Raw genomic sequence first — 23,094 nt, 5'->3', positions numbered from 1 at the left:
CACTAGGATAGAATCGATGGTGAAGAGATCCGTCAGAGCATTAGGCCGACCGTTTAAACACCTCATGACGATTGAAAGTAAAGCGTGATATATCCGGTTCAATTAAGGGTTTGAACGTGTGGCGTACAGCCGGCAGAGCCAGTGTGACTGCGAAGAGTACGGCGATGACAAGTATGACTGGAATATATGCCGAGCTTCCCATATAACTGTAGACTCCAGACCAGATCGCGAGACGAACGAGAAAACCATGCAGCAGGAACACATAGAGTGTGCGTCTTCCAAGGTCCGTCAGTCTGGAAGCCAAGGATGGTACCCAGGCCAAGAACAGTGCTGCCGATGCAATTTCAAGCAAGTAGACACCCAGTCGGAAGATTCCGGCATACCATTCGTGATGACCCAGTTCGGCGTACGTCATGCTGCCGAGTAACCATCCTGATGAAATATTCAAACCGCCATATCCGATCCATACCAACAGTGCAGCGGAGAGGATGGCTGCGGTTTTTCGCCCCCAACCGGATAGTAATCGAGAACGGATGGATGCTCCATAGTCATAACCGATGACAAAAAACGGCAAGAACACAAACGTACGGCTGAAGCTGAGCCAGAACCCGTCAATGGGCAAATACCCGGCAATTACACCGAGCGCAATCGATCCAATCAGCCGATATATCGGTTTCCATGAAATCGTAAGACGCAGCAGCAATCGCCAACAGAAATGACTCGCGAGAAACCATAACAGCAAGTAAGGTGCAAAGAAGGATAGCCTCATATGAGGTGTGTGGAACACAGTAAGGTCCATTAATGCGTACAAAGACTGAAAAAGTACATACTGTAAGGCAATCTGCTTCAGGACGTTTCGTCCAGGTGCGCCTTGGAGCGAGTATGTCGCAAAATACCCGGTTACCCATACAAAGAGTGGCATGTGAAACGTATATATCCACAGGAACAGAGCCTCTGCTCCTGCAAAGCGTGTGATTAATGGTTCAAGTGCATTACCTGCAAGAACACAGACGATGAGCATAAAGCGCAAATTGTAAAAGAAAGATTCCTGATCATCCCGGATCAGTGTCTGATTTTTCATGGTGCAGCCCCCTTATAGACCCTTTTTGCAAGGTCATTTGCATCTGTAATAAGGGTAATATGGATGTACATTGTCTATTGTGATTTAATTCACATTAGTAAGCGTTATCTTTTCTCAAAGCTGTGACAAAAAATGAACGCTCCGGGATTGACAACGGTTGCATAGAGGATGACAATAGTAACAGAAGATGAGGAAATGTAAATATAAGGAGGAAAGAAATCATGTCAACGAGTCCTTATCCAAGCCCGGAAATTATTACATTTGGGGAAAGTATGGGTTTGCTGACTGCCAAGGATACAAGAGGTCTGGAATATGCGGCCACGCTGGACAAGTCGTTCGGGGGTGCCGAGAGCAATCTGGCCATTGGCGTATCCCGGCTGGGGCATACCAGTGGTTGGTTTGGACGTTTGGGCAATGATCCGATCGGTAGCATGATTTTGAAAGCCATTCGCGGTGAAGGCGTAGATGTCTCCCGAGTACGGTTAAGTGATCACGAGCCCACCGGTTTGATGATTCGTGAGAACGCTTCCGGGAAAGCCTCGGTACATTATTATAGGAAGCTATCCGCCGCAAGTGCGATTACACCTGATGATCTGGATCCCGATTATATTGCCGGTGCGAAGATACTGCACGTTACAGGTATTACCGCAGCGATAAGCCCGTCTGGACTTGAAACGGTAGAAGCTGCCATACATATTGCCAAACAGGCTGGTGTGAAAGTAAGCTTTGATCCGAATCTGCGTCTCAAACTATGGTCAGCGGATGAGGCCCGTCCAGTTTTACTGCGACTGGCTGAACTGGCGGACTACTTTTTACCGGGTCTGGACGAGATGAAACTTCTATATAACGAAGAAAATGATCAAAAAGTACTTGAGCGACTGTCTGCCATGAAAGCTGTCTGCATCGTGAAGGGCGGCCCTGATTTGACCTACGTATTGGCGGATGGTACCCTAACGGAAGTTCCGTACTTTAAGGCGGATTATGTTCTGGATACGGTAGGAGCAGGAGATGGATTCTGCGCGGGATTTTTATCGGGCCTTTTAAAAGGATACTCCCCGCAGGAAGCAACCCGTCTCGGTAATTTGACCGGTTCCATGGTTATACAGGCTGTTGGCGATTGGGAGGCACTCCCGACGTGGGGGCAGGTCGAGGCTAAGCTGAACAACGTTGCCCATGTTGAGCGCTAGTCGCTGCTGAAATCATATATGGCTCATCTTCGTTCTTAAATGTAAGGCTTGTATACACAACCACCACATTGACAAGGGAGAGAATGAAATGAAGAAGCTTCAGCTGTTGCAAAAGATTACGGACAATGGGGTTGTGGCAGTTCTGCGTGCAGATTCTGCTGATCAAGTCATTGCCATGGCCGAGCAAGCGATTGCGGGTGGCATCAAAGTTATCGAGATTACGATGACGGTACCCAGTGCCCTCAAAGCCATTGAAAAATTAAGCCGTGTATACCATTGGAACACACAAGATCCAGAGAAATTTGCTATTATTGGTGCGGGAACGGTGCTTGAACCGCAGACGGCGAGAGCGGCTATCATGTCGGGTGCCGAGTTTGTAGTCGGACCTTCCCTGAACCCAGATACCGTGCAGATCTGTAACCTGTATCGAATTCCGATTCTGCCTGGTGTGATGACGATTGCTGACGTTCAACGCGCATTGGAACTCGGCGTGGACATTGTGAAGTTGTTCCCGGGTAACCTGTATGATCCTTCGATTATCAAAACGATGAAGGGCCCTATGCCGCAGGCGAATTTTATGCCAACTGGCGGGGTATCCTTGTCTAATCTGGGGGATTGGATTAAGGGTGGAGCAGTGGCTGTAGGGATCGGCTCCGATTTGACAACGGAAGCTGTGAAGACGGGTGACCTGAGTCATGTCCGTCGCAAAGCGGAACAATATATGGATGCTTACCGCAAGGCCAAGGCTGAATAATATTTTTTTGAAATTCGGAGAAGGGGAGCCTGATAAACGAATGGCTCCCACTTCTGTGAGCCGCGGCACCTGCGGAAGTGAAGAAAGGTGATTAACGTTGAGAAATCGGTATAATACAGGGCGCAAGAAGAGGGGCATTGGGAAATTCCTGCTCGTACTTCTGGCGCTCATTGTCATTGGATGTGGGTTTGTTGCGTGGAAATTATTCACACCATATGGTCCACAGGAAACAGCTCAAACCGCTATGGAAACAGCCAATCCGGTGACGGTGAGTGAACAAGAGAACTGGATTGATTTTGTGCCAGACAAACCCACTGGGAAAAGTGTACTTTTTTATCCTGGTGGACTGGTAAAACCGGAAAGTTATGCACCACTTGCGCATGAATTGGCTGCTGCTGGTCATCACACGATTATTGCCAAAATGCCAGTCAACCTGGCAGTGCTCAAGCCAAACTTGGCAGATGAGATTCTGGCCGCATATCCGGACGAACAATTTGTTATGGGTGGACACTCTCTCGGTGGGGCCATGGCTGCACGTTATGTAGCCGCACATCCTGATGCGCTTCAGGGCATCTTCTTCTTGGCATCCTACCCGGATGAAAAAGGAAGCGTAAAGTCACTGGGAATCCCTGCTTTATCTATTCTGGGTACTAAAGATGAGGTCGTGAATGCCACGAAGTATCAGAGTGGACGTATGTATCTTCCAGAGGACACGGTATATTACACTATTGAAGGTGGAAACCATGCCCAGTTCGGTGATTATGGTCATCAAAAAGGGGATGGCGAGCCAGAAGTGAGTGGAGAAGAACAGCTGAATCAGACCGTCAAGACAGTTCTGGCTTGGTTAAGTACCATCAAGTAGATTTTGATTATTCTGCATTAAGGGCTGTATGCATTTATAGCATAACTTGATGGAGGTGATACGGATGACCATGCTTCAAGTGCATGGAGCGCAAATTCCATGTAAAGGTATCCTGTTCGATAAAGATGGAACACTGCTGGAATTCCTCCAGCTATGGGGGCCGTGGGCAGAGACGCTGCTCAATCAGTTACAAACACGTATGAATGAGGTTGGGGCTTCTTTTACGATTGAATTGGAGCATGTTCTGGGCACCATCCATAATGAACAAGGTCATATTGTTGGATATGATCCGCAAGGTCCGCTGGCCATTGCCACTGTTGATGAGTGCACGGGATTACTTGCAGGGCAGCTATATGCGGCGGGCATGCCGTGGAATGAAGCGATCACTACGATACGCCAATTTTCAAGTGTCGCCATGCGAGAGGTTAGGCAGAGAAAACTGGCTGGACCAATGTCAGGATTGCTGGCTTTCTTGCAGAAATGCAGGGCAGCAGACATACCACTGGCGGTCGTCACTTCAGACAGTACAGCGGCAGCAGAAACACATTTGGATTGGATGGGGATCCGTTCCTTTTTCACATCCATTGTGGGCTGTGATCGGGTGACCCAGGGGAAACCGGATGGAGAAGCTGCACTGTTGGCTTGCCGTGAATTAAATATCGATCCTGCGGAGGCCGTTGTCATTGGAGACAGTAATGGGGATATGCAGATGGGGCGGCACGCGGGAGTATCTTATACGCTCGGTTACTGTCCGCAGTTAGATCAAGGATCTCACCTGGTTGATGCCCATGCCATTATTCGTCATTATAATGAGATAAGCGTGATTATATAAGTCACCCTGGCTTGGTTGAACGATATAAAAGGAGGAGAGAGGATGAACGCAACAGAACAACTGGCTGCCTGGATTCAGGAAAGCTCCCGTATTGTTTTTTTCGGAGGGGCCGGGACTTCAACAGAAAGCGGGATTCCCGACTTCCGCTCGGCTGCGGGTCTGTATCAGACGGAGCAGCATTCACCTTATCCACCGGAAGAGTTGTTAAGCCGACACTTTTTTGATCAACATGCCGATATTTTTTATGATTTTTATCGTGGCAAAATGCTTCATCCAGATGCGGAACCGAATGGGTGTCATCGACTGTTGGCCCGTCTGGAGCAAGAGGGGAAACTTCAGGCAGTCATCACGCAAAATATTGATGGACTGCATCAGAAGGCAGGCAGCAGTAATGTCTTTGAGCTTCACGGCTCAGTTCATCGTAACGCCTGTATGGATTGCAAACAGTTTTATACGCTGAATGAAATTATACAATCCCAAGATACCATACCACGCTGTACCGCATGTGGTGGTGTGATCAAGCCGGATGTGGTGCTGTACGAAGAGGAGCTGGATCAGACGACATTGTATCGTTCCATTGATGCGCTGTCTTCAGCCGATCTGTTACTTGTGGGCGGCACATCACTGACGGTATATCCGGCCGCCCAGTTAATTACGTATTTTCAAGGAAAACATACCGTTCTTCTTAACGCCACACCTACCGCTTACGACCGCCGGGCTGATTTACTGATTACAGAGCCAATTGGTGAGGTAATGAATAATGTGGACCAGCTTCTTGGTTAAACGCTTGGACTGAATAACCGCATTCTCCGGCATAGACCGGACAACAGAGGCGGAACCTGGGGAAAGAAGGGATTCATAATGGTCTACGTAGCAAGCGATACTCGCTATGAAACGATGAAATATAACCGCGTTGGGCGTTCAGGTTTGAAATTGCCAGCGATTTCACTGGGGCTGTGGCATAATTTTGGCGGTATTAACAATGCCGAGAATGGTCGTAATATGATTACCCGTTCATTTGATCTGGGCATTACACATTTTGACCTTGCCAACAACTATGGTCCACCGGCAGGTTCGGCAGAGCAGTTATTTGGACAGGTACTGGCCCAAGATCTGAAACCTTATCGGGATGAACTTGTGATCTCCACCAAAGCGGGATATTATATGTGGCCCGGGCCGTATGGCGAGTGGGGTTCACGCAAAAATCTGATATCCAGTCTGAATCAAAGCTTGAAGCGTATGGGCCTGGACTATGTAGACATTTTCTATTCACATCGGTATGATCCCGAAACGCCTTTGGAAGAAACCATGATGGCACTGGATCATATTGTTCGCTCGGGCAAAGCCCTCTATGTAGGAATCTCCAACTATCCCGCAGAGCAGACAAGACAGGCCGCCGAAATTCTGAAAGGTCTGGGTACGCCATTGTTAATCCACCAACCGAAATACTCGCTGCTGGAGCGCTGGATTGAAGATGGTTTGCAGGACGTGCTGGATGAGTACGGAACAGGCAGTATTGCGTTCTGTCCATTGGCACAAGGCGTGCTTACGAACAAATATTTGAATGGTATCCCGGAAGACTCACGTGCCAAAGGTCCGTCCGTATTTCTGAATGAGAATAACATCTCTCCAGAGACGCTACGCAAAGTGCGTGCACTGAACCAGATTGCAGCCGCCCGTGGTCAGAGCTTGGCCCAATTTGCACTCTCCTGGGTGCTACGTAATGGCAGAGTAACTTCTGCGCTGATTGGTGCAAGCCGTCCTTCCCAGATTGAAGAGAATGTGGCTGCACTCAGCCAATTGGATTTCTCTACAGAGGAATTGGAACGGATTGAATCCATTCTGTCTCCGGAGCCTGATGACAAATAAATAAAGTGCAAAAGGTGCATCTTAGCCATAATGGCGGAATGCACCTTTTTTTGTCGTATGTGGTTCTGATATGTTGTTCATCGTTTGTTGTGTTGAGTGTTCTTCTGTAACCCCTGATGTGGCGGGCGGGACAGGATTTTCTCTCGATACAAGCTGGGCGCTTCACCATGAAATCGCTTGAACTGTTTGGAGAAATATAGCGCGTCTGGCAGTCCGACCGATGCAGATACCTGTTCAATGGACAGATCCGGGCGTTCTCTCAGGAGTTGGCGCGACTTGTCGATCCGTAGTTTTAGCAGATAGGTGACTGGTGAAAGTCCGGTTTCCTGTTTGAAAATACGGGATAGATACGCACGGTTGTACCCGAGACTCGCAGACATTTGTTCAATGGAGACAGGGTAGGCATATTGGGTAGACATATATTGAATCATCTGTTTCACCGTACGTCGGATGGAGGATTCACCTGGAATTAAGGTTTGGCCCTGCGAAAGGTGATTTTGCGCTTCGGCTAGAATCATATATAACGTACCCAGTGATGTAAAATGTGAGCTTTCTTTACGCTCGGTAAAAGCATCCTGCATCACGGATAGCCAATCGGATATGCCACAAGAGGGTCCGGCATGGAAAACGGACTTCTCCGGGCGGAATCCGGCCTCCTCGGCATGCTGGGCAGCCTGACTGCCCGTGAAGGCGATCCAGCGGTATTGCCATGGGTTGCGGGCATGTGACTGGTAGCTCACCAGTTGCCCGGGATGAATGAGGAAACAATCACCTGCGGATAACTCGTAGGTGTGCAATTCGGTACGGAACGTACCTGCCCCTTTTTCTACATAGTGCAGCAGATAATAATCAAACAGTTTGGGTCCGAGGGCGTGACCCGGAAGGGTCTGGCTTGCTCCGGCAAAGAGGACATGAAGTGCCCCTTGTTCATAATAAACGGGATTGGAGGCAACCGAATAACTGAGTGCTCCACTTTTACCGGAAGGTGATTCCTGTATTTTTTCGATAGTAGATGCAAGAGGGTCTTTCTTGCCGTTGGATTGATCTGCCATGGTTGTTTCCTTCTTTCCGGGATGCTCCGATCATTATACGCCTTAAGGTCACATTTATCCATATGAAACACACATGGTTGCATTACAAGAGGCACCGCTTTCTTATATAATAACATTAAGAAAACCACAACAACGAGGCGAGGTGCACCAGCAGTGAACGTAACTGAATTGAAACAAAAGTTTATTGAGAAGTACGGAGAGAGTGGAGCGGACATCCGTGTATTTCATGCCCCTGGGCGTGTGAATCTGATCGGTGAGCACATTGACTATAACGGTGGATACGTGCTTCCGGCAGCACTTGAATTCGGAACAACTTTGATCATTCGTGAGCGTCAGGACAACAAGTTGCAACTGGCTTCCACGAACATGTCTTATGAAGGGGTACTAGACACTTCCTCCATCGGTAAGGAAAAAACCGGAGAATGGATCGACTATCCTGTTGGTGTCATGGTTGAACTGCAAGGCAAAGGCGTGAATGTAACGAAAGGGTACGACTTCCTGTACCACGGGGAGATTCCGAACGGGGCAGGACTTTCATCGTCTGCATCTCTGGAGGTACTTACCGGATTTGCGATGCAGTCTCTGGAGGGTGTGTCGGATATTGATACGGTTCAACTGGCGCTTCTTTCACAGAAGGCAGAGAATGAGTTTGTCGGTGTCAACTGTGGAATCATGGATCAGTTCGCTGTCGCAAACGGTGCGCAAGATCACGCAATCCTGCTGATGTGTGACACACTGGAGTATGAAAAGGTTCCTTTCCGTACAGGAGCCTACAAACTGGTCATCGGTAATACAAACAAACGTCGCGGTCTGGTGGATTCGGCTTACAATGAACGTCGCTCCCAATGCGAGCAGGCACTTGCCATCTTGAAGGAACAGCTGCCTGCACTGAATTACCTGGCTCAATTGACGCCAGAGCAGTTCGTAACGCTACAGGATCAGATCAAGGATGAGAAAGTAAGACAGCGTGCACAGCATGTCGTGGAAGAGAACGCTCGTGTGCTCGCATCGGTAGAAGCATTGCAGGGTAATGATCTGGAAACCTTCGGCAAGCTGATGAACGCTTCTCATGAATCGCTTCGCGATTTGTATGAAGTTAGCTGTGATGAGCTGGATGTTATGGTCGAAGAAGCTCAACGCATTCCAGGCACGCTAGGTGCTCGGATGACTGGCGCAGGATTTGGCGGTTGTACTGTATCGCTTGTGCATGAAGATGATGTCGAGCGTTTTGTAAGCGAAGTGGGCGCAGCGTATGAAGCGCGTACCAGTCTCAAAGGTGATTTTTATGTGTGCGGCGTAGGCGACGGTGTTAAAGAATTGAAGGAGGCGAAGTAAAATGGCAATTTTGGTGACAGGTGGAGCAGGGTATATTGGATCTCATACGGTAGCAGCATTGTTGGAACGTGGGGAAGAGGTTGTTGTACTGGATAACTTGCAGACAGGGCATCGTGAGGCGTTGCTCGGCGGTAAGTTGTATGAAGGGGATCTGCGTGACAAAGAAATTCTGGCGAAGCTGTTCGCTGAAAATTCAATCGATGCAGTTATTCACTTTGCGGCCAACTCACTCGTAGGCGAGAGTATGAAAGACCCGGCTAAATATTATGACAACAACGTGTTTGGTACACTTTGTCTGTTGGAAGCGATGAATGCAGCGAACGTACGCCGCATCGTCTTCTCCTCTACAGCAGCTACCTACGGTGAGCCTGAGAAAGTACCAATCGAAGAAAGTGATCGTACAGAGCCAACCAACGTATATGGCGAAACGAAGCTGATGATGGAACGCATGATGTCATGGTTCGATAAAGTTCAGGATATCAAATACGTTTCACTGCGTTACTTCAATGCAGCCGGTGCTCATGACAGCGGTAAAATTGGTGAAGATCACCAACCAGAGAGTCACCTGATTCCACTGGTGCTGCAAACGGCTTTGAAACAACGTCCGCACATCGCCGTGTTTGGTGACGACTATGCTACAGAAGACGGAACATGTATCCGTGACTACATCCACGTGAGCGACTTGGCTGATGCACATCTGCGTGCAGTAGATTATCTTCGCAAAGGTGAGAACAGTAACGTGTTTAACCTTGGTAACGGTACAGGATTCTCAGTGAAACAAGTGATCGAAACAGCTAAAAAAGTAACTGGCCTCGATATCCCGGTTGTACAGGAACCACGTCGTGCAGGTGACCCGGCTGTGCTGGTAGCTTCATCTGCAAAAGCGAGATCTGTCCTGGGCTGGAATCCGAAATGGACCAATCTGGAAGATGTCATTCAAAGCGCTTGGAGCTGGCACCAATCACGTCCTGACGGCTACGGAAAAAACTAGGAGGCGAACACCTTATGTCACAGACTCATATTGCAGCAGGTGCCACAGAGCGGACACCGGAGCAGCAGGAAGCACTGCATGCCATTGAACGTCTGGTTGCATTTGCCTTGCAGAAACAATTAATCGAGGAAGCGGATTGGGATTATAGCCGCAACCTTCTGCTGGAACAATTCGGATTCTCAGAGCCTTATGCCGGAGAGTTGGACACGACAGTGCCCGATGGCCCACAGGCCATGCTGGATACGTTGATTGATTATGGATTCACCATTGGACTTATTCCTGAAAATAGCGATACGTTCCGTGATTTGCTGGATGCCAAAATCATGGGTCATTTGATGGCACGCCCATCCGAAGTGGTTCGCGCCTTCCGCCACACGGAGCAGACGGAAGGCATTGAGGCGGCCACATCTCAATTCTATGACTTGTCGATTAACTCCAACTACATTCGGATGGATCGGATCTCGAAGAACGTCTACTGGACACAGGACACCGCCTATGGAGACATGGAGATTACCATCAACCTGTCGAAGCCGGAGAAAAGTCCCAAGGAAATAGCCATGGCGAAATTGCTTCCGCCACCGGTATATCCTAAATGCCAGTTGTGTCGTGAAAATGTAGGCTACGCTGGTCGGGTGAATCACCCGGCCCGCCAGAATCTGAGAGTCATTCCGCTGGAGCTTAACAGCGAGCCTTGGTTGTTCCAATACTCGCCGTATGTGTACTACAACGAGCACTGTATCATTTTCCATCATGATCATGTGCCGATGAAACTGACCAAAGATACGCTGCGCAGACTGCTTGCCTTTGTCGGGGAGTACCCGCATTACTTTATCGGATCTAACGCGGATCTGCCCATCGTAGGTGGATCGATTCTGACACATGACCATTTCCAAGGTGGTCGTCATACATTCGCCATTCAAAATGCACAGCCAGAGGCGGTCTTCCGTCATGCGGATGCACCCGGACTTACACTGAGTCTTGTAAAATGGCCGATGTCTGTGATGCGTCTGGCTTCACACGATCCTGCAGAGCTGCTTGAAGCGGGTAACGCTGTATATGAAGCTTGGAAGGTCTACAGTGATTCAGCTGTGGATATAGAAGCGTTCAGTGAAGTGGACGGGGAGCAAGTACCACACAATACAGTAACACCAATCGTTCGTCGTAGTGCAGACGGTGGCTACGAGATGGATCTCGTATTGCGAAACAATCGCACGAATGACGAGCATCCTGAAGGTATCTTCCATCCGCACCGTGAAATGCACCATCTGAAGAAAGAAAACATTGGTCTGATCGAAGTGATGGGACTTGCAATACTGCCAGGTCGTTTGAAAGAAGAGCTGGACAGTATCGCGGATATCCTCGCTGGAGATATCAAGCTTGCTGAAGCAGCGAAAGCTTCTGATCATGTGTTGAACAAGCATCTGGGCTGGGCGGAAGAATTGATTGAACGTTTCGGTCCTAACCTAGACAAAGAACAAGCCGTTGCCATTGTACAGCAAGAAGTCGGCTTGAAATTTGCCGAGATTCTGGAGCATGCAGGTGTCTACAAATATGATGAAGCAGGACGCCAAGCTTTCCGTCGTTTTGTAAGCAGCATGGGATACACTGAATAGTAGTCGACAAACCAAGAACACCCGCCCAATCATGAGCGGGTGTTCTTGTCGTCTAGTCGTTCTTGTCATTTATGCGCATTGGAATGAACTTCCGGGCCAGTTATAATAGGGAGAAGTCTTAGAGAACCACAATGAATTGAGGGAATGGGGGGATTGATTTGGAAAAGCAGGCATTGGATATTCCGTTGATTACAGACGCAGAGGAACTGCAAAGCATGGTGGGTGAACCGCATGAACATGTGCGTAACAAGGCAATCTCATTTGTGGATTCACATGTTCAGAACTTTCTATCCATGTCACCATTATTTTTCCTCTCCACGTCCGATCGTGATGGGAAAAGTGATGTATCCCCACGAGGCGATGGAGCGGGATTCGTAAAAGTATATGATACATATCGGCTCGTCTATCCCGAACGCCCAGGCAATCGGCGAATAGACTCCTTGTTGAACATCTTGTCTAACCCTGGTATTGGTATGCTCTTTTTGATTCCGGGTCTGAATGAAGTGCTGCGCATTAATGGTACAGCGTCCATTACGAAGGATGAAGAATTTATCGCCAGTATGGGCTGGACCGGTAAAACGATTGGTGCGGCTGTCATTGTGGATGTGGAAGAATGCTTTATTCATTGTCCGCGGGCATTCAAACAAGCTGGATTATGGTCGGCTGAAACATGGGTGGGCTCTGAGGATTTGCCTTCTACGAGCGAGATGTTCCGGGCCCATTTGGAGATTAACGGGTTGTTATAAAGTGAGTGGCTATCGATTTGTTTTTCTATAAACGGGGTACTATAATTGGAGTTGCACTAAAATTCTAAACTCCATTGGAGGCGACAATAGATATGAGATCTTTCCAATTCTATAATCCAACCCGACTGATTTTCGGTAAAGGACAACTGGAAGCATTGAAAACAGAGGTGCCGAAATACGGTAAACGGGTTCTGCTTGTATATGGTGGCGGCAGTATCAAACGTAGTGGTCTGTATGATCAAGTGATCGGATTGCTCAAGGAAGCTGGAGCAGAAGTGACTGAACTGGCAGGCGTGGAACCGAACCCGCGTCTTTCTACGGTGCATAAAGGGGTAGACCTCTGCAAAACAAAAAACATCGACCTGATCCTCGCTGTAGGTGGCGGTAGTGTACTGGACTGCTCCAAGGCCATTGCGGTAGGTGCGAAATATGATGGAGATATGTGGGATTTTGCCCAGCGCAAAGCCGTTGCACAAGACGCTCTTCCACTCGGTACCGTATTGACGATGGCAGCAACCGGTTCGGAGATGAACTCCGGTTCGGTTATTACGAATCAGGATACACAAGAAAAACTGGGCTGGGGCAGCGCCTATTCATTCCCTGCATTCTCCATTCTGGATCCGGTGAATACATACACCGTTCCGCTGGATCAAACGGTATACGGCATGGTGGATATGATGTCACACGTATTGGAGCATTACTTCCATCTGGATGCCAACACACCGGTTCAACTCGGCTTCTGTGAGACGATTCTGCGTACCGTAATGGAAGCAGCACCACGTCTGGTTGAAGACCTGGAGAACTACGAACTGCGTGAAACGATTCTATATTGCGGAACAATGGCATTGAACGGCGTTCTGAATATGGGTCTCGCAGGAGACTGGGCAACACATAATATCGAACACGCGGTATCCGCAGTATATGACATCCCACATGGCGGCGGACTGGCGATCTTGTTCCCGCACTGGATGAAACATAATCTGGATGTCAATGTGGACCGATTCAAACGTCTGGCGATCAATGTATTCGAAGTGAGTCCTGAAGGCAAGTCGGACAGACAGATTGCCGAAGAAGGTATTGATGCACTCAGCAAATTCTGGACATCCATTGGTGCCCCTAACCGTTTGGCTGATTACGATATCGATGATAGCCAAATCGACGTTATGGCTGATAAAGCGATGTTGTTTGGTCCATTCGGTAACTTCAAGAAACTGCAACGGGAAGATGTTGTATCGATCTACAAAGCTTCTCTGTAATTCTATAATAACTGACAAGTGAACGGACACATCCTGTTGTCCAATAGCCGCAAGTCTCCTTCAGGGGGCTTGCGGTTTTTTTTATGTAATACCCATTATCGGATCCAGAATACATTTGAGGAAAGATTTTGAAACATTTTGATGTTAGCTACGTATTTATTTACATGTGGAATGCCCAGTTAGGATGAAATTGCGGCAGAGGAGAGGAGGAACAGGGGATGGAGACAATTTATTGGGGGTGTCTAATCGGAGGAGCAATATTTGCGGTTGTTAGCCTTGTGCTGGGTGACTTGATTGATGGCTTGATTGACGGAGCCTTCGAAATGCCAGGTCTTGATTTTTTCAAACCCGTTGTATTAGCTGGTTCCATTACAACCTTTGGTGGAGCAGGCATTATGCTGACACGTTATAGCTCATTAAGTGCGATGTCGGGTCTAATATTATCCCTGCTTATAGGTATTGCTGCAGCCATGCTGGTATTCTTCGCATATATCAAACCGATGCGTAACAGCGATGTCTCGATTGCATTTTCAATGAAAGAGTTAGCTGGAAAAATTGGGGAAATCACCATTCCGGTGCCGGAAAAAGGCTTTGGTGAAGTGATGATTCGCTTTGCATCCGGGAGTACGATTCAAACGGCATCCAGTTTTGAACACCTCCCCATTGCGGCGGGAGCGCGTGTTGTCGTAGTGGATGTCGTAGATGGTGTACTGCGTGTGTCGGAATGGGATGAGGATGTACTTAAAGATTTATAAAGTAGTTTAATCATCTAAGTAGTTTAAGCACTCATAAATGAATAAGGGGAGAGATGTGGAATGGATTTGAATTGGGATGTGTTGTTGATTCCTGCAGTTGTAGTTGGTGTCATTCTGATTTTGGGTTTGGCTTTCTGGGCGAGATACAAAACGGTTGGTCCGGATGAAGCGATGATCGTTACGGGGTCATTCCTGGGTAGCAAAAATATATCCGATGATGACTCTGGCCGGAAAATTAAAATTGTTCGTGGTGGCGGTGCATTTATCCTGCCAATCTTCCAGCAATCCGAGTTTATCTCCTTATTGTCCCACAAGCTGGATGTCTCCACTCCTGAAGTGTACACGGAACAGGGTGTTCCAGTTATTGCTGACGGTGTCGCTATTATCAAGGTAGGGGGCGCTGTAGAGGACGTTGCTACGGCAGCTGAACAATTCATCGGTAAACCTGTAGAAGCGCTGAGAAGCGAAGCACAGGAAGTACTGGAGGGGCATTTGCGGGCCATCCTCGGTACGATGACGGTGGAAGAAGTATATCGGAACCGGGATCGGTTTGCGCAAGAGGTTCAAGGAGTCGCGGCTAGAGATCTGAAAAAGATGGGACTGCAAATTGTTTCGTTTACCATCAAGGATGTTCGTGACAAACAAGGCTACCTGGATGCTCTCGGTAAACCGAGAATTGCCGCGGTGAAGCGTGATGCGGAGATTGCTGAAGCGGAAGCAATGCGTGATGCACGTATTCAGAAGGCCAATGCGGAAGAACAGGGTCAAAAAGCGGAGTTACTACGGGATACCAATATCGCCGAGGCAGCCAAAGAGAAAGAACTGAAAGTAGCCACGTTTAAGCGGGATCAGGATACAGCAAAAGCGGAAGCCGATCAGGCGTATCATATCCATGAAGCGCGTGCGAGACAGACCGTGGTGGAAGAAGAAATGAAGGTTGAACTCGTTCGTAAAGAACGTGAGATCGATCTGCAGGAAAAAGAAATCGTCGTACGTGAGAAGCAATATGATGCTGAAGTGAAGAAAAAGGCAGAAGCGGATCGTTATGCGGTGGAGCAGGCAGCCGAAGCGGATAAAGCCAAGAGAATGCGTGAAGCCGATGCGGTACAGTACTCCATCGAAACGCATGCCAAAGCAACAGCTGAACAGAAGCGACTTGAAGGTCAGGCTATGGCGGATGCGGAACTTGCCAAAGGTACAGCGGATGCAGAAGTTATTCGTCTACGTGGTCTTGCCGAAGCAGAAGCGAAAGAAAAACTGGCCGAGGCGTTCCAGAAGTTTGGCGAAGCGGCAGTACTCGATATCATTGTCAAAATGCTGCCTGAACTGGCTGGCAAAATTGCAGAGCCAATTGCATCCATTGATAAACTGACTGTGGTAGATACAGGTAAAGGTGAAGGTGCTACGCGAGTGAGTAACTATGTTACCGAACTCATGGCGACGGCTCCAGAGATGCTCAAGAGCGTATCCGGCATCGATGTAGAGCAGCTGATTAAAGGCCTTACCAAGTCCAAAACACCTGCCCCGGTTGCCATTCAACAGAGCGAGGCTGTTACAACCCCTTCGATAATCGACAAGATTGTGGAAAGAGCTGGGGTTGACGAGTAAGAAGCACTTCGAATGTTGCATGGTTGCTCTATTGACCTTAAGGCGAATTTTTGTTACTTTTTAAGCGAGACGTCCGGCGCGATTTGCCTGCTCCGGATGTCTTTTCGTTCTTAACTAGGGTGTGACTTATCACATCTAAGATGGTGTGAAAAAGAGGTGCAAACTTTGAGTAGCCTGCATGTAGCCAAAGCGCTAAATAATAATGTAATCATTGCACAACATCCTGAACATGGGGAAGTCGTCGTGATTGGTAAAGGCATCGGCTTCAACAGGAAAACCAATGACATTATTCCACTGATGGCTGTGGAAAAGATGTTCATTTTGAGAAACCAGCAAGAGCAAGAACAGTACAAGCAGCTTCTTCCACAGGTGGATGAAGCGTTGATCGAGATTATTAACGAAGTCATTACGTATATCGCAGAGCGTACGGACGTTCCGCTGAATGAACATATCCATATTGCATTAACCGATCATATTTCTTTCGCGTTAAAACGCAAGGAGCAGGGAATTGTCATACAGAATCCGTTTCTATATGAAACCCGTGAGATTTACCCTGAAGAATATCGGATGGGAGAATACGCTGTTCGTCTGATCAAGGAGAAAATGGGTGTAGATCTGGGGATGGACGAGATTGGTTTTGTTGCCCTTCATATCTATAGCGCAATGACCAACCAGAATATATCCCAGGTACGTGAACACTCACAGCTGATCACCGATTTGGTGAGTCTTGTGTCCAACCAACTCGATTATTCGTTTGAAACGGAATCGCTGGACTACTCCCGTTTGCTGACTCATCTTCGATTCGCCCTTGAGCGTGTTCGCCGTGGAGACAAAGTCGAAGAACTTCATAAATTGGATTCGCTGCTTAAATTGGAGTACCCCGAAATGTACTCGCTTGCATGGAAGCTGACCAAAGTGATGGAGAAAAGGCTGAGTCTGCCTGTCTATCCTGCGGAAGTAGGTTATCTGACTATACATCTCCAACGGCTGTATCAGCGGAAAGAAGAAGAGAATAAGTGAAATCATTCCATTGATGGAATACGGGATTGATTTTTTTGCTGTAAAGGCTTGCAATGGATTAGAACTGGTGCTACAATGGTCTCCGTAATCAAGCAACTGAATAAACAAAAAGCGACGTGTTACTGACTCGATCAGGCATGAGTTAACTAGAGTGTGATTGTTCTTTCCTTGTACAGGGTATGCTATACCCCAAGGTTGGTACAGTTCACTTTATTAATTCATGCCTTTTTTGTGTCCCCTTGCTTGCATCACGACACACAACTTAGACGAAAGGGAGAATACGACGCGATGTTTAAAAAGCTTTTCGGTGTATTGCAGAGAGTCGGTAAAGCTCTCATGTTGCCTGTAGCCATTCTGCCTGCGGCAGGTTTGCTGCTCGGAATTGGTAACATGCTGGTTAATCCAGACTTTTTGCAATATGTAACGGCGCTCGACACCCCTTGGGTGAACTCGATCGCAACAATTATGATGAACGCAGGTCAGATCGTATTCGATAATCTGGCATTGCTGTTCGCCGTCGGTGTAGCCGTCGGATTGGCAGGTGGCGAAGGGGTTGCAGGTCTTGCAGCCATCATCGGTTATCTGGTCATGAACGTCACACTGGGTACCGCAGTAGGGGTTACCCCGGCAATGATCGGCGAAGTACCGGGTTATGCCAGCATCCTGGGTATCCCAACATTAAGTACAGGCGTGTTCGGAGGTATTATCATAGGTATCGCCGCCGCGCTGTGTTACAATCGATTTTTCAAAATCGAACTGCCGTCTTATCTGGGTTTCTTTGCAGGTAAACGATTTGTTCCGATTATCACTTCGGTTGTTTCCCTCTTAATCGGGTTGCTTCTGGTGATTATCTGGCCACCGATTCAAAATGGATTGAATGCTGTGTCTCACTTCATGGTAGATACAAGCCCGACATTGTCGGCCTTCATTTTCGGAGTCGTGGAACGGTCATTAATTCCGTTCGGTCTTCACCACATTTTCTACTCCCCATTCTGGTTTGAGTTCGGTGAGTACGTAAACAAAGCTGGAGACGTCATTCGTGGAGACCAGCAGATCTTCTTCAATCAATTGCGTGATGGTGCAGACCTCACAGCGGGAACGTTCCAAGTTGGTAAATTCCCGTTCATGATGTTCGGTTTGCCAGCGGCTGCTCTTGCGATGTACCATGAAGCAAGACCAGAACACAAAAAGTATGTTGCAGGTATTATGGGTTCGGCAGCGTTGACTTCGTTCCTGACAGGAATCACAGAACCACTTGAATTCTCGTTCCTGTTTGTAGCTCCAATCCTGTTTGCAGTACACTGTATCTTTGCAGGTTTGTCTTTCATGACCATGCAAATTCTGGGTGTCAAGATTGGTATGACCTTCTCCGGTGGGTTCATTGACTTCCTGATCTTTGGTATTATTCCGAACCGTACACCATGGTGGGACGTGATTATCGTCGGCTTGATTCTTGCAGTGATCTACTACTTTGGTTTCCGATTGATCATTCGCAAATTCAATCTCAAAACACCAGGACGCGAAGAGGCAACGCCTGAAACAGCGTCTGGCGGAGGCTCCGGTTCAACGGATGATCTGCCTCATAACATTCTCGAAGCTTTTGGTGGCAAAGAGAATATCAAACATCTGGATGCATGTATTACTCGTTTGCGGATTGAGGTCAATGAGAAATCCAATGTGAAAAAAGATCGTTTGAAACAATTGGGTGCATCTGGTGTGCTTGAAGTGGGTAATAATGTTCAAGCCATCTTCGGAACACGTTCCGATACGATTAAATCTCAAATGCAGGATATTATTGCAGGACGAACGCCAGCACCAACGCCGGTAGCTGCTAAACCAACTCCTGAAGAGGAGAAGGCACAAGGTGAGCAAGGCGAGCGTATCGTTGCTGAGGATATCGTGATGCCAGTCAATGGTGAATTACTGGACATTTCGAACGTACCTGATCCGGTCTTTGCTGAGAAAATGACAGGTGATGGGTTCGCTATTTTGCCACATGATGGCACAATAACTTCTCCTGTGTATGGTAAAGTGTTTAATGTATTTCCAAGCAAACACGCCGTGGGCATCATGTCTGACGGTGGCAAGGAAGTGCTTGTTCATATAGGTGTCAATACGGTGAAGCTGAAAGGTCAAGGCTTTAACGTACTGGTGCAGGAAGGTGATCTGGTATCGGCTGGTCAGCCGATTATGGAAGTGGACCTGGAGTATGTCAAAGCAAACGCTCCTTCGATCATTTCACCAGTTATTTTCACCAACCTGCCAGAGGGCTCCACAGTGACCTTGAAGAAGAGTGGAGTGCTGAAAGTTGGCGATCAGCCAATCATTGAGATAAAATAAGAAGTGTTACGACGATGGCAAGCAAGTGTAAATATATGCAATGCCTAAACCAAATTACTGAAAGTGAGATGATTGTAATGCAACAAACATTCAGAATTACAGACGAAGATGGTATCCACGCACGTCCGGCGACAGCCCTGGTTAATACAGCTAACAAATTCAAAGGTGCAGAATCCTTTGCAGAAGCTAACGGTAAAAAAGTAACTTTGAAATCCATCTTGGGCGTTCTTTCCCTCGGTTTGGAACAAGGCGACACCATTAGCATCATCGTTGAAGGCGAAGGCGAAGCTGAAGCTCTTCAAGCTTTGACTGACGTTATGGTTAACGAAGGGTTGGGCGAAATTAATGCTTAATGTCTCCGGGATCGCGGCTTCGGCGGGTATTGCTATCGCCAAGGCGTTTATCTTGGAGCATCCTGACTACTCTGTAGAAAAACGCCAAATTAACGACGTTGACGCAGAGATCGCGAAACTCGACTCAGCTCTGGGTAAATCCCAGGCTGAGCTTGAGGCGATCAAAGAGCGTACTTTACAAGAGCTTGGCGAGAAAAAAGCTGAGATTTTTGCTTCGCATTTGCTCATTCTGAATGACCCGGAACTGATTGATCCGGTTAAAGCTAGAATTGCAGATGACATGATCAATGCAGAATTTGCTTTGAACGAAACGGCATCGCAATTTATCTCCATGTTCGAGAACATGAAGAGTGCATACCTGCAGGAACGTGCAGCAGATATGCGTGACGTTACTAAACGTGTGCTAAATCACTTGCTTGGTATCGACTTCATGAGTCCGGCTGAGATCAATGAAGAAGTAATCGTGCTTGCGGAGGATCTGACGCCTTCCGACACGGCTCAATTGAACCGCCAATTTGTTAAAGGTTTTGCAACCAACATTGGTGGACGTACTTCTCACTCGGCGATCATGGCTCGCTCTCTTGAAATTCCGGCTGTTGTTGGAACCAAGGACATCTTGGCTCAAGCAAAACAAGGCGATATGATCATTGTTGACGGTCTGGATGGTCACGTACTGGTTAACCCTACTGATGAAGTTATTGCTGAATACCGTACCAAACAGGAACAGTATGATGCACAACGTGCAGAGTGGAGAAAACTTCGTGATGAGCCAACGGTAACGGTAGACAACGTTCATGTTGAACTTGCAGCCAACATCGGTACACCGAATGATGTAACAGGTGTTCTGGAGAACGGTGGCGAGGCTGTTGGTCTGTACCGTACCGAGTTCCTGTACATGGGCAGAGACAAGCTTCCTTCCGAAGACATTCAGTATAATGCTTACAAAGCGGTACTGGAAAAAATGGAAGGCAAACCTGTCGTTGTTCGTACACTCGACATCGGTGGAGACAAAGAGCTTCCATACCTGGATCTGCCAAAAGAAATGAATCCATTCCTCGGCTTCCGCGCAGTTCGTCTGTGTCTGGACCGTCTGGATATCTTCCGTACACAATTGCGTGCATTGCTGCGTGCAAGCGTACATGGAAACCTGCGTGTCATGTTCCCAATGATCGCAACACTCGGTGAATTCCGTGAAGCAAAAGCTGTCTTGCTCGAAGAGAAAGAGAAGCTGGTTGCTGAAGGGATTGCTGTTTCTGACAGCATTCAACTCGGAATCATGGTCGAAATTCCTTCGACTGCAGTTCTGGCGGATCAGTTTGCCAAAGAAGTGGATTTCTTCAGTATCGGAACGAACGATCTGATTCAATACACGATGGCTGCTGACCGTATGAACGAACGAGTGGCATATCTGTACCAACCTTACAACCCGGCCATTTTGCGTTTGGTTAAAATGGTTATCGATGCAGCGCATCGTGAAGGCAAATGGGTTGGCATGTGCGGTGAGATGGCAGGGGACGAAACAGCAATTCCATTGCTGCTCGGTCTTGGATTGGATGAGTTCAGCATGAGCGCAACATCCATTCTGCCAGCTCGTAGTCAGATCACCAAGCTGTCCCGTGCGGATATGCAGGAACTGGCTGCTAAAGCTCTGGATATGCAAACGGCTGAACAAGTTGTTGAATTGGTTCAAAGCATTCAAGCGTAATTTTGCCGGGGTTTCCTCCGGATTTGAGGTTTTTCTTTTTCCGATAATGAGCTGCATTGATGCAGCGATTTTGCCGGTATCCGCTGTTACAGCGGGTACTGGCTTTTTTTGTTGCTCGAACGTATAGGAATTAGAAGGGGAGTTCAAGGAGGAAGGTTCTGTAATGTCTAGCCAAAAAAATGCTCTTACTGATGTAGTTAACATCAGCAAGAGCATGGATTAGTAATTCACTTAGTGCTTAACTGCAAGCGCAGTTCAATACAGGTTTGCGGGCCGCGGTTGTCTCATCAAGACGAGTAACCGGTGTACCGTAAGGTGCGTTGAGGACCAATTCAGGTGTCTCTTCCGCTTCTTTGGCAATCCGTATCATCGTATCTATGAATCCATCCAGCGTTTCTTTGCTTTCGGTCTCTGTCGGCTCGATCATGATGCATTCCTCCACATTGAGCGGGAAGTACACCGTAGGCGGGTGATATCCAAAATCAAGCAATCGTTTGGCAACGTCCAGTGTACGTACACCATACTGCTTCAATCCCCGACCAGACATGACGAATTCATGTTTACATACGCCTGGATATGGAATCTCGTAGTAAGGTGCGAGACGTGCCATCATATAGTTGGCATTCAGTACCGCACATTCAGAGACACGGCGTAAACCTTCCGGTCCATAGGTACGAATGTAGGCATAGGCGCGTACCAAAATACCGAAGTTGCCGTAGTAGGCTTTCACTCGACCAATGGATTGATCTCCTTCACAGTCCAGTGCATATACGCCCTGTTCGTTCTTAATGACTATCGGTTTAGGCAGGAACGGAATCAGACGACTCTTCACGCCGACTGGTCCGGCACCTGGTCCACCACCTCCATGAGGCGTACTCATCGTTTTGTGCAAGTTCAGATGCACCACGTCAAAGCCCATATCACCTGGACGGGTAATGCCCATAATGGCATTCGAGTTGGCTCCATCGTAATACAACAAGCCACCAGCCTGATGCACGATGGATGCAATCTCCTGAATGTCTTTCTCAAACAAGCCAAGTGTATTCGGGTTTGTCAGCATCAATGCTGCTGTATCCGAACCGACGGCTGCACGGAGTGCGTCCAGATCAACCAGTCCATCTGCACGGGACGGAATTGTCACAGTCTCAAATCCTGCAACGGTTGCACTTGCCGGGTTGGTACCATGAGAAGAATCGGGTACGATGACTTTGGTGCGTTGTTCACCACGACCTTCGTGGTAGGCACGAATCATCATAAGTCCAGTCCATTCTCCATGAGCACCAGCGGCTGGTTGCAGGGTCACAGCGTCCATACCTGTCAGACCTGCAAGGTCGTTTTGCAACGTATATAACAGTTCAAGTGCACCTTGAATGCTGGATTCATGCTGGTACGGATGGATTTTGGCAAAACCGTTATAACGTGCAACATCCTCATTAATCTTCGGATTGTATTTCATCGTACAAGAGCCCAGTGGATAAAATCCGTTGTCTACACCGAAGTTGCGACGGGACAGCGCAGTATAGTGCCTGATAACATCTACCTCGAACACTTCCGGCAGTGCCGCTGCTTCCGAACGGAGCATTTCCCGGGGAATCAACGTATCGACAGCCTGACGAGGAACGTCACATTCTGGCAAGGAATAAGCGACACGTCCAGGACTGCTGAGTTCAAAAATCAATGATTGTTCCGGAGCAGGAGACAGGGTCTGTGCACTGAATGTTGTATCCGTCTCAGT

General features: G+C 48.0%; 20 protein-coding genes. 17 read left to right on the top strand and 3 right to left on the bottom strand.

Annotated elements, in window-relative coordinates; genetic code table 11:
- Window positions 1–40 precede the first annotated feature (40 nt).
- Window positions 41–1,081: an acyltransferase family protein gene (locus OM416_RS09250; RefSeq protein ID WP_264928696.1), complete on the bottom strand. Its 1,041-nt coding sequence runs from the start codon at window positions 1,079–1,081 to the stop codon at window positions 41–43.
- Between the two features lie 221 nt (window positions 1,082–1,302).
- Here OM416_RS09250 and OM416_RS09245 point away from each other — a divergent pair, with 221 nt between their 5' ends.
- The 6 genes from OM416_RS09245 to mgrA all read left to right on the top strand — a co-directional run bounded on the left by OM416_RS09245 (window position 1,303) and on the right by mgrA (window position 6,585).
- Entirely contained in the window at window positions 1,303–2,268 is a 966-nt protein-coding gene (locus OM416_RS09245; protein ID WP_264928694.1) for a sugar kinase, read from the top strand.
- 88 nt (window positions 2,269–2,356) lie between these two features.
- The gene (locus OM416_RS09240) at window positions 2,357–3,022 is read left to right on the top strand and encodes a bifunctional 2-keto-4-hydroxyglutarate aldolase/2-keto-3-deoxy-6-phosphogluconate aldolase (RefSeq protein WP_145408163.1); all 666 of its coding nucleotides are present in this window, start codon (window positions 2,357–2,359) and stop codon (window positions 3,020–3,022) included.
- Window positions 3,023–3,119: 97 nt separating this feature from the next.
- Complete coding sequence (locus tag OM416_RS09235) at window positions 3,120–3,884, top strand: alpha/beta hydrolase (RefSeq protein WP_264928690.1); 765 nt, start codon at window positions 3,120–3,122, stop codon at window positions 3,882–3,884.
- Window positions 3,885–3,948: 64 nt separating this feature from the next.
- On the top strand, window positions 3,949–4,716 hold the full coding sequence (locus OM416_RS09230) for an HAD family hydrolase (protein ID WP_264928688.1): 768 nt from the start codon (window positions 3,949–3,951) through the stop codon (window positions 4,714–4,716).
- 42 nt (window positions 4,717–4,758) lie between these two features.
- Window positions 4,759–5,499 (top strand): NAD-dependent protein deacylase, encoded by a 741-nt coding sequence (locus OM416_RS09225; RefSeq protein ID WP_264928686.1) that lies wholly within the window; start codon window positions 4,759–4,761, stop codon window positions 5,497–5,499.
- Between the two features lie 78 nt (window positions 5,500–5,577).
- Window positions 5,578–6,585 (top strand): L-glyceraldehyde 3-phosphate reductase, encoded by a 1,008-nt coding sequence (gene mgrA / locus OM416_RS09220; protein WP_264928684.1) that lies wholly within the window; start codon window positions 5,578–5,580, stop codon window positions 6,583–6,585.
- 77 nt (window positions 6,586–6,662) lie between these two features.
- Here mgrA and OM416_RS09215 read toward each other — a convergent pair whose 3' ends face one another.
- Complete coding sequence (locus OM416_RS09215) at window positions 6,663–7,637, bottom strand: AraC family transcriptional regulator (protein WP_264928682.1); 975 nt, start codon at window positions 7,635–7,637, stop codon at window positions 6,663–6,665.
- 153 nt (window positions 7,638–7,790) lie between these two features.
- Between OM416_RS09215 and OM416_RS09210 the strand changes: the two genes are divergently transcribed.
- The 11 genes from OM416_RS09210 to ptsP all read left to right on the top strand — a co-directional run bounded on the left by OM416_RS09210 (window position 7,791) and on the right by ptsP (window position 21,359).
- The gene (locus OM416_RS09210) at window positions 7,791–8,972 is read left to right on the top strand and encodes a galactokinase (RefSeq protein ID WP_264928680.1); all 1,182 of its coding nucleotides are present in this window, start codon (window positions 7,791–7,793) and stop codon (window positions 8,970–8,972) included.
- A gap of 1 nt (window position 8,973) precedes the next feature.
- The gene (gene galE, locus OM416_RS09205) at window positions 8,974–9,963 is read left to right on the top strand and encodes a UDP-glucose 4-epimerase GalE (RefSeq protein ID WP_062835855.1); all 990 of its coding nucleotides are present in this window, start codon (window positions 8,974–8,976) and stop codon (window positions 9,961–9,963) included.
- A gap of 14 nt (window positions 9,964–9,977) precedes the next feature.
- Window positions 9,978–11,576, top strand: a complete 1,599-nt coding sequence (locus OM416_RS09200; RefSeq protein ID WP_264928678.1) for a UDP-glucose--hexose-1-phosphate uridylyltransferase — start codon at window positions 9,978–9,980, stop codon at window positions 11,574–11,576.
- A gap of 158 nt (window positions 11,577–11,734) precedes the next feature.
- On the top strand, window positions 11,735–12,322 hold the full coding sequence (locus tag OM416_RS09195) for an MSMEG_1061 family FMN-dependent PPOX-type flavoprotein (protein ID WP_264928677.1): 588 nt from the start codon (window positions 11,735–11,737) through the stop codon (window positions 12,320–12,322).
- Between the two features lie 92 nt (window positions 12,323–12,414).
- Window positions 12,415–13,578 (top strand): iron-containing alcohol dehydrogenase, encoded by a 1,164-nt coding sequence (locus tag OM416_RS09190; protein ID WP_264928676.1) that lies wholly within the window; start codon window positions 12,415–12,417, stop codon window positions 13,576–13,578.
- A gap of 218 nt (window positions 13,579–13,796) precedes the next feature.
- Window positions 13,797–14,333 (top strand): protease, encoded by a 537-nt coding sequence (locus OM416_RS09185; RefSeq protein WP_169481855.1) that lies wholly within the window; start codon window positions 13,797–13,799, stop codon window positions 14,331–14,333.
- 60 nt (window positions 14,334–14,393) lie between these two features.
- A complete protein-coding gene (locus OM416_RS09180; protein ID WP_319951896.1) occupies window positions 14,394–15,941 on the top strand; it encodes a flotillin family protein in 1,548 nt (515 codons plus the stop codon).
- 165 nt (window positions 15,942–16,106) lie between these two features.
- Window positions 16,107–16,961, top strand: coding sequence for a glucose PTS transporter transcription antiterminator GlcT (glcT, locus tag OM416_RS09175; RefSeq protein WP_264928675.1), 855 nt, complete (start codon window positions 16,107–16,109; stop codon window positions 16,959–16,961).
- A gap of 288 nt (window positions 16,962–17,249) precedes the next feature.
- A complete protein-coding gene (gene ptsG / locus OM416_RS09170) occupies window positions 17,250–19,301 on the top strand; it encodes a glucose-specific PTS transporter subunit IIBC (RefSeq protein ID WP_264928674.1) in 2,052 nt (683 codons plus the stop codon).
- Between the two features lie 77 nt (window positions 19,302–19,378).
- The gene (locus OM416_RS09165) at window positions 19,379–19,654 is read left to right on the top strand and encodes an HPr family phosphocarrier protein (RefSeq protein WP_036617010.1); all 276 of its coding nucleotides are present in this window, start codon (window positions 19,379–19,381) and stop codon (window positions 19,652–19,654) included.
- Entirely contained in the window at window positions 19,647–21,359 is a 1,713-nt protein-coding gene (gene ptsP / locus OM416_RS09160) for a phosphoenolpyruvate--protein phosphotransferase (RefSeq protein WP_145150147.1), read from the top strand. Before OM416_RS09165 ends, ptsP begins: the two co-directional genes overlap by 8 nt.
- 238 nt (window positions 21,360–21,597) lie before the next feature.
- Here ptsP and gcvPB read toward each other — a convergent pair whose 3' ends face one another.
- Complete coding sequence (gcvPB, locus tag OM416_RS09155) at window positions 21,598–23,061, bottom strand: aminomethyl-transferring glycine dehydrogenase subunit GcvPB (RefSeq protein ID WP_264928935.1); 1,464 nt, start codon at window positions 23,059–23,061, stop codon at window positions 21,598–21,600.
- Window positions 23,062–23,094: the final 33 nt, after the last annotated feature.

The organism is Paenibacillus sp. LS1 (assembly GCF_026013365.1).
GTDB lineage: Bacteria > Bacillota > Bacilli > Paenibacillales > Paenibacillaceae > Paenibacillus.
Note: the sequence above shows the minus strand (reverse complement) of the source record. Positions and strands in the feature narration are given on the sequence as shown.

Coding starts and splice junctions, on each gene's coding strand:
- mgrA (WP_264928684.1), top strand. CDS start 5,578: ATGGTCTACGTAGCAAGCGATACTCGCTATGAAACGATGAAATATAAC.
- ptsP (WP_145150147.1), top strand. CDS start 19,647: ATGCTTAATGTCTCCGGGATCGCGGCTTCGGCGGGTATTGCTATCGCC.
- OM416_RS09230 (WP_264928688.1), top strand. CDS start 3,949: ATGACCATGCTTCAAGTGCATGGAGCGCAAATTCCATGTAAAGGTATC.
- OM416_RS09215 (WP_264928682.1), bottom strand. CDS start 7,637: ATGGCAGATCAATCCAACGGCAAGAAAGACCCTCTTGCATCTACTATC.
- OM416_RS09200 (WP_264928678.1), top strand. CDS start 9,978: ATGTCACAGACTCATATTGCAGCAGGTGCCACAGAGCGGACACCGGAG.
- OM416_RS09225 (WP_264928686.1), top strand. CDS start 4,759: ATGAACGCAACAGAACAACTGGCTGCCTGGATTCAGGAAAGCTCCCGT.
- OM416_RS09165 (WP_036617010.1), top strand. CDS start 19,379: ATGCAACAAACATTCAGAATTACAGACGAAGATGGTATCCACGCACGT.
- OM416_RS09240 (WP_145408163.1), top strand. CDS start 2,357: ATGAAGAAGCTTCAGCTGTTGCAAAAGATTACGGACAATGGGGTTGTG.
- OM416_RS09180 (WP_319951896.1), top strand. CDS start 14,394: ATGGATTTGAATTGGGATGTGTTGTTGATTCCTGCAGTTGTAGTTGGT.
- OM416_RS09245 (WP_264928694.1), top strand. CDS start 1,303: ATGTCAACGAGTCCTTATCCAAGCCCGGAAATTATTACATTTGGGGAA.
- ptsG (WP_264928674.1), top strand. CDS start 17,250: ATGTTTAAAAAGCTTTTCGGTGTATTGCAGAGAGTCGGTAAAGCTCTC.
- OM416_RS09185 (WP_169481855.1), top strand. CDS start 13,797: ATGGAGACAATTTATTGGGGGTGTCTAATCGGAGGAGCAATATTTGCG.
- OM416_RS09190 (WP_264928676.1), top strand. CDS start 12,415: ATGAGATCTTTCCAATTCTATAATCCAACCCGACTGATTTTCGGTAAA.
- galE (WP_062835855.1), top strand. CDS start 8,974: ATGGCAATTTTGGTGACAGGTGGAGCAGGGTATATTGGATCTCATACG.
- OM416_RS09250 (WP_264928696.1), bottom strand. CDS start 1,081: ATGAAAAATCAGACACTGATCCGGGATGATCAGGAATCTTTCTTTTAC.